Genomic DNA, 7,132 nt, shown 5'->3' on the forward strand with positions numbered 1-7,132 from the left:
CGGGCTTGCCCGCGAAGCTGGCACCCGTCGAGCGCAGCGTTCGCGGGCAAGCCCGCTCCTACAGGCGAGCCCTGCGCGATGCGACGGCCAGACAGGGCAGGAATGCGCGGCACCGTCACCCTCCTCAACCGCGCGCCGGGAACAGCCCCGCGGGCTTGAGCGTCAGCACCGCCGCCATCAGCACGTACATGGCGATCCCCGCCAGCGCCGGGCCGAGGTCGGCCGCGACCGAGGGCGGCAGCACCGCGCGCAGCGCCGGTGGCAGGAAGGCGCGCCCGGCGGTATCGACCATCCCCACCAGCAGCGCGGCCACGAAGGCGCCGCGCACCGAGCCGATGCCGCCGATCACGATCACCACCAGCGCCGGGATCAGGATCGCCTCGCCCATGCCGATCTGCACCGCGCTGATCGGCGCCATCAGCGCCCCGGCCAGCGCCGCCAGCCCGGCACCGAGCGCGAACACGAAGGCGAACACCGCGCCCACGCGCACGCCCATGAATTCCGCCATCTGCCGGTTCGACGCCCCGGCGCGCACCAGCATGCCGATGCGGGTGTTGTTGACCAGCAGATACAGGCCCAGCGCCACCGTCAGCCCGGCGCCGATCAGCAGCAGGCGGTAGGACGGATAGGGCAGGCCCTCGAACAGTTGCACCGGCCCGGCCAGCGCCGCCGGCGTCGAGGCCAGCAGCGGCGCCACGCCCCAGATCGCCTTCACCGCGTCGTCGGCGATCAGGATGATGCCGAAGGTCGCCAGCACCTGGACGAGGTGGTCACGCCGGTACAGCCGGCGGATGACGACGAACTCGAGCGCCGCAGCGACCGCCACCGTCACCAGGACCGCAGCGGCAACGGCGAGCGCGAACGCCCCGCTCGCCTCATGCACGCGCGCGGCGACGTAGGCGCCGGCCATGTAGAGCGAGCCGTGGGCGAGGTTCATGGTGTCCATGATGCCGAACACGAGCGTGAGCCCGGCGGCGATCAGGAACAGCATGAGCCCGTAGCCCAGGCCGTTCAGCACTTGCTCGAAGACGAAGATGGCATCCATCGGCTTATCCGGAGTTCAGGGCCGCCGCCGCACATGCAGGAGCGCCGGCAGGCGCGAAAGCAGCGGTGCCATCTGCACCCGCGCCGATCGCCCGCGGACCGTCTTCGCGGCTGCCGCCGCTCCTGCACATCGGACCACGACCATTCATGTAGGAGCGCCGGCAGGCGCGAAAGCAACGGTGCCATCTGCACCCGCGCCGATCGCCCGCGGACCGTCTTCGCGGCTGCCGCCGCTCCTGCATTTGGGGACCGCCGCCGCTCCTGCATGGGATCACATCTTGCACGCGCCCACGTACGCGTCCTGGTGCTTCTCCAGCGTGGTGCCGACCAGCTTGTTGGTGATGCGGCCCTCGGCGTCCTTGCCGACCTCGCGCAGGTAGTAGTTCTGCACCGGGAAGTTGTTGGCGCCGTACTGGAACTCGCCGCGCAGCGACTTGAAGCTCGGGTTCTTCAGCGCCTTCAGCACCGCCTCGCGGTCGTCGATCTTGCCGCCGACGTCGCGCACCGCGGCATCCATCGCCATCAGGGTGTCGTAGGCCATCGCCGCATACACGGACGGATAGCGCCCGGCGTACTTCTGGCGGAAGGCGGCGACGAACTCGGCGTTGGCCGGGTTCTGCAGGTCGTGCGTCCAGTGCGCGGTGTTGAGCACGCCGAGCATCGGCTCGCCCACGGCCTGGATCACGTCCTCGTCGGCCGAGAAGCCGGGGGCGATCAGCGGCACGTCCTTGAGCCCGCCGCCGACGAACTGCTTGACGAAGTTGATCCCCATCGCACCCGGCAGGAAGAAGAACACCGCATCCGGCTTGGCGGCGCGGATCTGCGCGATCTCGGCGGCGTAGTCGATCTGGCCGAGCTTGGTGTAGATCTCGTCCTTCACGCCGCCCTTGTACAGGCGCTTGAAGCCGTTGAGGTGGTCCTTGCCCGCCGGGTAGTTGGGCGCGATCAGCACGACGTTCTGGTAGCCCTTCTCGTTGGCGACCTTGCCGGCGGCCTCGTCGTAGGTGTCGTTCTGGTACTGCGCGAAGAAGTACGGGTTGCACTTCTCGCCCGCGTAGGCGCTCGGGCCCGGGTTGGCCGACAGGTAGGGCACCTTGGCGGCGAACAGCGCCGGGCCGACCGCGAGCGCGGCGTTGGAGCCGATCGGGCCGGTGAAGAAGTGGATGCCGTCGCGCTGCAGGAAGCGGGCGACGAGCTGGTTGGCCTGCTCCGGGTTGCCGCCGAAGTCGTTGCGGATGAACTCCGCCGGCTGGCCGCCGAGCTTGCCGCCGAGCTTCTCGATCGCCAGCTCGAAGCCGTCGCGCGCCTCGGCGCCGAGCGCCGAGAACGGGCCGGAGAGGTCGAGCGCGATGCCGACCTTGATGTCGGCGGCGTGGGCGGTCGCGTTGAGGGCGGCTGCGCCGCACAGGGCGAGCGCGACGGACAGCTTCTTCATCTGCAGCATGGGGGTCTCCTCGATTGGTCTCTTTGCCGCACGCCACGCCGACGCGCGAGCGCCGCGCCACGCGCGAAGGCCGCCGATTCTACCCCAGCCAGCCCGCGCCTCGCGCCGCCCGTCGGCGCCGCTGCTGTATGAAACCGCAGGCCGCATGCGTGCGGCCTGATAGACTTGCACATCCGCATTTCCCACGCCCCGCCCCATGATCGGACGCATCACCGGCACCCTGCTGGAAAAGAACCCGCCGCAGATCCTCGTCGACGTGCACGGCGTCGGCTACGAGATCGACGTGCCGATGAGCACCTTCTACAACCTGCCCGCCAGCGGCGGCGCGGTGAGCCTGCACACGCACTTCGTGGTGCGCGAGGACGGCCACTTCCTGTTCGGCTTCGCCACCGACGAGGAGCGCGCCACCTTCCGCCAGCTGCTGAAGGTGTCGGGCGTGGGCGCGCGCATGGCGCTGGCGGTGCTGTCGGGGCTGTCGGTGAATGACCTCGCGCAGGCGGTGGCGCTGCAGGAGGCCGGGCGGCTGGTGAAGATCCCCGGCATCGGCAAGAAGACGGCCGAGCGCCTGCTGCTGGAACTGCGCGACAAGCTCGGCAAGGGGTTGCCCAACATGGCGGGCGTACGCCTGGCCGCGGCACCGGGCGCCGCCCCGGATGCGAAGAGCGACATTCTCAACGCGCTGCTCGCGCTCGGCTACAACGAGCGCGAGGCGCTCGCGGCGATGAAGGGCCTGGCCGAGGACGTCGGCGTGTCGGACGGCATCCGCCAGGCGCTGAAGGCGCTGTCGAAGCCATGATCGACGCAGTCCGTGCTCGCACCTTCGATACGCGCGGCAGCGACCACGGGCTTAGTGCGCCGGCGCAGCCGTGGCGCGCACGCGAAGCATTCCCGGCGCGCACCACGCCTGCAGCACGCGGGGCGATGACCCGGCAGAGGACACTCCGATGATCGAAACCGACAAGCTCAAGGCCGCAGCCCCCGCCGAGCGCCTGATCTCCGCCGCCCCCGCCGACCGCCAGGAAGACGCGATCGAGCGCGCGCTGCGCCCCAAGCGCCTCGCCGAATACGTCGGCCAGGCCAAGATCCGCGAGCAGCTCGAGATCTTCATCCAGGCCGCGCGCAATCGCAGCGAGGCGCTCGACCACGTGCTGCTGTTCGGCCCGCCGGGGCTGGGCAAGACCACGCTCGCCCACATCGTCGCCGCCGAGATGGGCGTGAACATGCGCCAGACCTCCGGCCCGGTGCTCGAGCGCGCCGGCGACCTCGCCGCGCTGCTCACCAACCTCGAGCCGCACGACGTGCTGTTCATCGACGAGATCCACCGCCTGTCGCCGGTGGTGGAGGAGATCCTCTACCCCGCGCTCGAAGACTTCCAGATCGACATCATGATCGGCGAGGGCCCGGCGGCGCGCTCGGTCAAGCTCGACCTGCCGCCCTTCACGCTGGTCGGCGCCACCACGCGCGCCGGCATGCTCACCAACCCGCTGCGCGACCGCTTCGGCATCGTGTCGCGGCTGGAGTTCTACACCGCGGACGAGCTCGCCTTCATCGTCGGGCGCTCGGCGCGCCTGCTCAACGTCGAGATCGACGACGCCGGCGCGCTCGAGATCGCCCGCCGCGCGCGCGGCACGCCGCGCATCGCCAACCGCCTGCTGCGCCGGGTGCGCGACTACGCCGAGGTGAAGGCCGGCGGCCATATCACCGCCGAGGTGGCCGACGCGGCGCTGAAGATGCTCGATGTGGACACGCTCGGGCTCGACCTCATGGACCGCAAGCTGCTGTCGGCGATGCTGGAGAAGTTCGGTGGCGGCCCGGTCGGGCTGGACAACATCGCCGCGGCCATCGGCGAATCCACCGACACCATCGAGGACGTCATCGAGCCCTACCTGATCCAGCAGGGCTACCTGCAGCGCACGCCGCGCGGGCGCATGGCGACGCACGCGATCTGGCAGCACTTCGGGCTGGCGCCGCCGCGCGCCGGCGGCGACCTCTTCCAGTAGGCGGCGGGGCCGCCGATGCGCTCGCTGCAGGTGGTGATGCTGATGCTGTGCGTGCTGGGCGGGCTGTTCCTGCTCGTACGCGCGCCGGAATTCTTCCTGCCCGCGCAGTGGGACCCCTCGATCGGGCGCAGCTTCGATCCGCTCGCCTCGCGCCTGCTCGGCGCCGGACTGCTCGCGCTCGCCGCCGCCGGCGCGGGTTACATCCACGCGATGTATTACTCGATGCCGCGCCGCTTGCCCGGCCCGGCAGCGCAGCGTCGCCACTTCACCCTGCTGCTCGCCGCCCTGGTGCTGATCGGCGCGGCGCTGGCGCGCGCCGAGCCAGGTCCGAATACGGACTATCGCCCGCCGCTGCGCACCCTTTAGGAGCGGCGGCAGCCGCGAAGATGGCGGTCCGGCGAGCGCGTCGCGCATTCCGTGCGCCGCGGTTCGCGCCTGCCGGCGCTCCTACAGGAACCTTCCCTTCCCCGAGCGACGCCGTGGCCCCGCCACGACACGCCCTGTAGGAGCGGCGGCAGCCGCGAAGATGGCGGTCCGGCGAGCGTGTCGCGCATTCCGTGCGCCGCGGTTCGCGCCTGCCGGCGCTCCTAAAGGAACCTTCCCTTCCCCGAGCGACGCCGTGGCCCCGCCGCGACACGCCCTGTAGGAGCGGCGGCAGCCGCGAAGATGGCGGTCCGGCGAGCGTGTCGCGCATTCCATACGCCGCGGTTCGCGCCTGCCGGCGCTCCTACAGGAACCACCCTTTCCGAAGCGACACCGCGACGCCCGCCGCAACACGCCCTGTAGGAGCGGCGGCAGCCGCGAAGATGGCGGTCCGGCGAGCGCGTCGCGCATTCCGTGCGCTGCGGTTCGCGCCTGCCGGCGCTCCTACAGGAACCTCCCTTTCCGAAGCGACACCGCGACGCCCGCCGCAACACGCCCTGCGACACGGCGACCCGCCCTGTAGGGGCGTCGCCGGGCTCAGGCGGGCTTTTCTTCGAGCAGGGTGCGGACGTGGTCGGCAGTTTCGAGGAGTTCGCCGAGCGCACGCGAGCTGAGCATGGAGCCGAACTGCTCGAGCGCGATCTCGGTGATGAAGAGGTGGCCGTTGTCTTCGCGGCAGATCCAGCCGAGCTCGATCAAGCGCCCGATCTTGCGCCGCACCGTCTCGCGCGGCAGGCCGGTGGCAGCGGCGATCGAGTAGGCGTTGCAGGGCTTGAGGCCGCAATCCGGCGGGCGGCTGTCGCGCGGCACCGAGGGCGTCGCGGTGATCGGGCGGGTGCTCTCGCGGCGCGCGACGCCGTTTTGCAAGGCGCCGATGTTATGCAGCGCGATCTCGCCGAGCAGGATGGGGAGCAGGATGTCGCGGTCGAAGTCCTCGAACCATCGTCGCAGGCTGCGGATCTCGTGGCGCGCGAGCACGAGTGCGACCGCCTTGATCGTGCGGCGTGCCGAAACCGCTTCCTTGTGGTGGCTGGAATGCGTAAGGGACGCCGCATTCGGGTGTTCCGGGTGCGCTGTTGGGCTCATTGGGCTTGAATGGCGCGCTTCACCCTTTTATTGATTCCGGGAGTTCGCGGCTTTTTTTTTAGAAAATTATTAAATTAACAGACGCCATGAGCATAGCCCAAGCCAAATGAATTCCATACTCGGGAATACCCACGATGGGGAAAGTCACATTGTGATCCGAACCGCTCTGCCCTTGCGCCTGCAATTCCCCGAATTGGGGCGTGGCCTGCGCGGTGGCGAGCACGTGCGTCACTTGCGCGCGCGCGGATGTGCCGCGTCGTACACGGCAGCCAGGTGCTGGAAATCCAGATGCGTGTAGATCTGCGTGCTGCGGATGCTGGCGTGGCCGAGCAGTTCCTGCACAGCGCGGAGATCGCCGCTCGATTGCAGCAGATGGCTGGCGAAACTGTGTCGCAACATGTGCGGATGCACATGCACGCCGAGACCGAGCGCCTGCGCGCGCGTGCTCAGCCGGCTGGCGATGCCGCGGGTGCTGAGGCGGTGGCCGTCGCGGGTCACGAACAGCGCTTGCTCGCCCGCCGTGGCGAGGCTGGCGCGCAGCGGCAGCCAGTGGCGCAAGGCCTCGATCGCCTTGCCGCCCACCGGAACGGTGCGCTGGCGCTGGCGCTTGCCGGTGACGGTGACCAGGCCCTCGGCGAGGTCCAGCCCGGCATCGATGTCGAGTCCGGCGAGTTCCGCGACTCGCAGCCCGGAAGAATAAAAAAGCTCGAACATCGCAATATCACGAGTTTCGAGCAGATTTTGCGGTTCTGGATCGAGCAGTGCGTTCGCCTGCTCGGGCGAGAGCACGCGCGGCAGCGTGGACGGCGACTTGGGCGGGCGGATGCCGAGCGCCGGATTGACGCGCACGCCGTGCTCCCGCACCAGCCAGCGGTAGAAGCCCCGCCACGCCGACAGATGGCGCGCGATCGAGCGCCCCTGCTGGCCCTCGCCGTGCAGGCGGGCGACGAAGCGGCGGATGTCGGCAGGCTGGAGCTCCTCCGGCGGGCGCGCCTCGGCCAGGCGCAGCAGGGCCTGCAGCCCGGCGCGGTAGGCGGTCAGGGTCAGCGGCGAGACACGGCGCTGGGTGGCGAGCCAGTCCAGCCAGGCCTGCATGCGCTCGGGCAGCGCCGCCGGCGTATCGGCAACGCAGCCG

At 70.1% G+C, this 7,132-nt stretch carries 7 protein-coding genes; 3 read left to right on the plus strand and 4 right to left on the minus strand.

Annotated elements, in window-relative coordinates:
* Positions 1-124: 124 nt before the first annotated feature.
* On the minus strand, positions 125-1,045 hold the full coding sequence (locus tag C667_RS18340) for a branched-chain amino acid ABC transporter permease (RefSeq protein WP_004374639.1): 921 nt from the start codon (positions 1,043-1,045) through the stop codon (positions 125-127).
* 270 nt (positions 1,046-1,315) lie between these two features.
* Positions 1,316-2,488 carry an ABC transporter substrate-binding protein gene (locus C667_RS18345; protein WP_004374642.1) on the minus strand — a complete coding sequence of 391 codons (1,173 nt, stop codon included), beginning with the start codon at positions 2,486-2,488 and terminating at the stop codon, positions 1,316-1,318.
* Positions 2,489-2,684: 196 nt separating this feature from the next.
* Here C667_RS18345 and ruvA point away from each other — a divergent pair, with 196 nt between their 5' ends.
* From ruvA to C667_RS18360, 3 genes are all read left to right on the plus strand, one after another.
* Positions 2,685-3,284 (plus strand): Holliday junction branch migration protein RuvA, encoded by a 600-nt coding sequence (gene ruvA, locus C667_RS18350; RefSeq protein ID WP_004374645.1) that lies wholly within the window; start codon positions 2,685-2,687, stop codon positions 3,282-3,284.
* Between the two features lie 148 nt (positions 3,285-3,432).
* Complete coding sequence (gene ruvB, locus C667_RS18355; protein WP_004374647.1) at positions 3,433-4,488, plus strand: Holliday junction branch migration DNA helicase RuvB; 1,056 nt, start codon at positions 3,433-3,435, stop codon at positions 4,486-4,488.
* Between the two features lie 15 nt (positions 4,489-4,503).
* Positions 4,504-4,854: a hypothetical protein gene (locus C667_RS18360; protein ID WP_004374651.1), complete on the plus strand. Its 351-nt coding sequence runs from the start codon at positions 4,504-4,506 to the stop codon at positions 4,852-4,854.
* Positions 4,855-5,448: 594 nt separating this feature from the next.
* Here the strand turns inward: C667_RS18360 and C667_RS18365 are convergent.
* Positions 5,449-5,997 carry a helix-turn-helix domain-containing protein gene (locus C667_RS18365; protein WP_039922151.1) on the minus strand — a complete coding sequence of 183 codons (549 nt, stop codon included), beginning with the start codon at positions 5,995-5,997 and terminating at the stop codon, positions 5,449-5,451.
* Between the two features lie 228 nt (positions 5,998-6,225).
* A complete protein-coding gene (gene xerC / locus C667_RS18370) occupies positions 6,226-7,104 on the minus strand; it encodes a tyrosine recombinase XerC (RefSeq protein ID WP_370701720.1) in 879 nt (292 codons plus the stop codon).
* Positions 7,105-7,132 lie beyond the last annotated feature (28 nt).

Origin of the sequence: Thauera phenylacetica B4P, assembly GCF_000310225.1 — a bacterium.
GTDB classification, from domain to species: domain Bacteria; phylum Pseudomonadota; class Gammaproteobacteria; order Burkholderiales; family Rhodocyclaceae; genus Thauera; species Thauera phenylacetica.

Excerpts from the sequence above, each read along its gene's own strand:
- C667_RS18340 (WP_004374639.1), bottom strand. The coding sequence starts at position 1,045 with ATGGATGCCATCTTCGTCTTCGAGCAAGTGCTGAACGGCCTGGGCTAC.
- C667_RS18345 (WP_004374642.1), bottom strand. The coding sequence starts at position 2,488 with ATGCTGCAGATGAAGAAGCTGTCCGTCGCGCTCGCCCTGTGCGGCGCA.
- ruvA (WP_004374645.1), top strand. The coding sequence starts at position 2,685 with ATGATCGGACGCATCACCGGCACCCTGCTGGAAAAGAACCCGCCGCAG.
- ruvB (WP_004374647.1), top strand. The coding sequence starts at position 3,433 with ATGATCGAAACCGACAAGCTCAAGGCCGCAGCCCCCGCCGAGCGCCTG.
- C667_RS18360 (WP_004374651.1), top strand. The coding sequence starts at position 4,504 with ATGCGCTCGCTGCAGGTGGTGATGCTGATGCTGTGCGTGCTGGGCGGG.
- C667_RS18365 (WP_039922151.1), bottom strand. The coding sequence starts at position 5,997 with ATGAGCCCAACAGCGCACCCGGAACACCCGAATGCGGCGTCCCTTACG.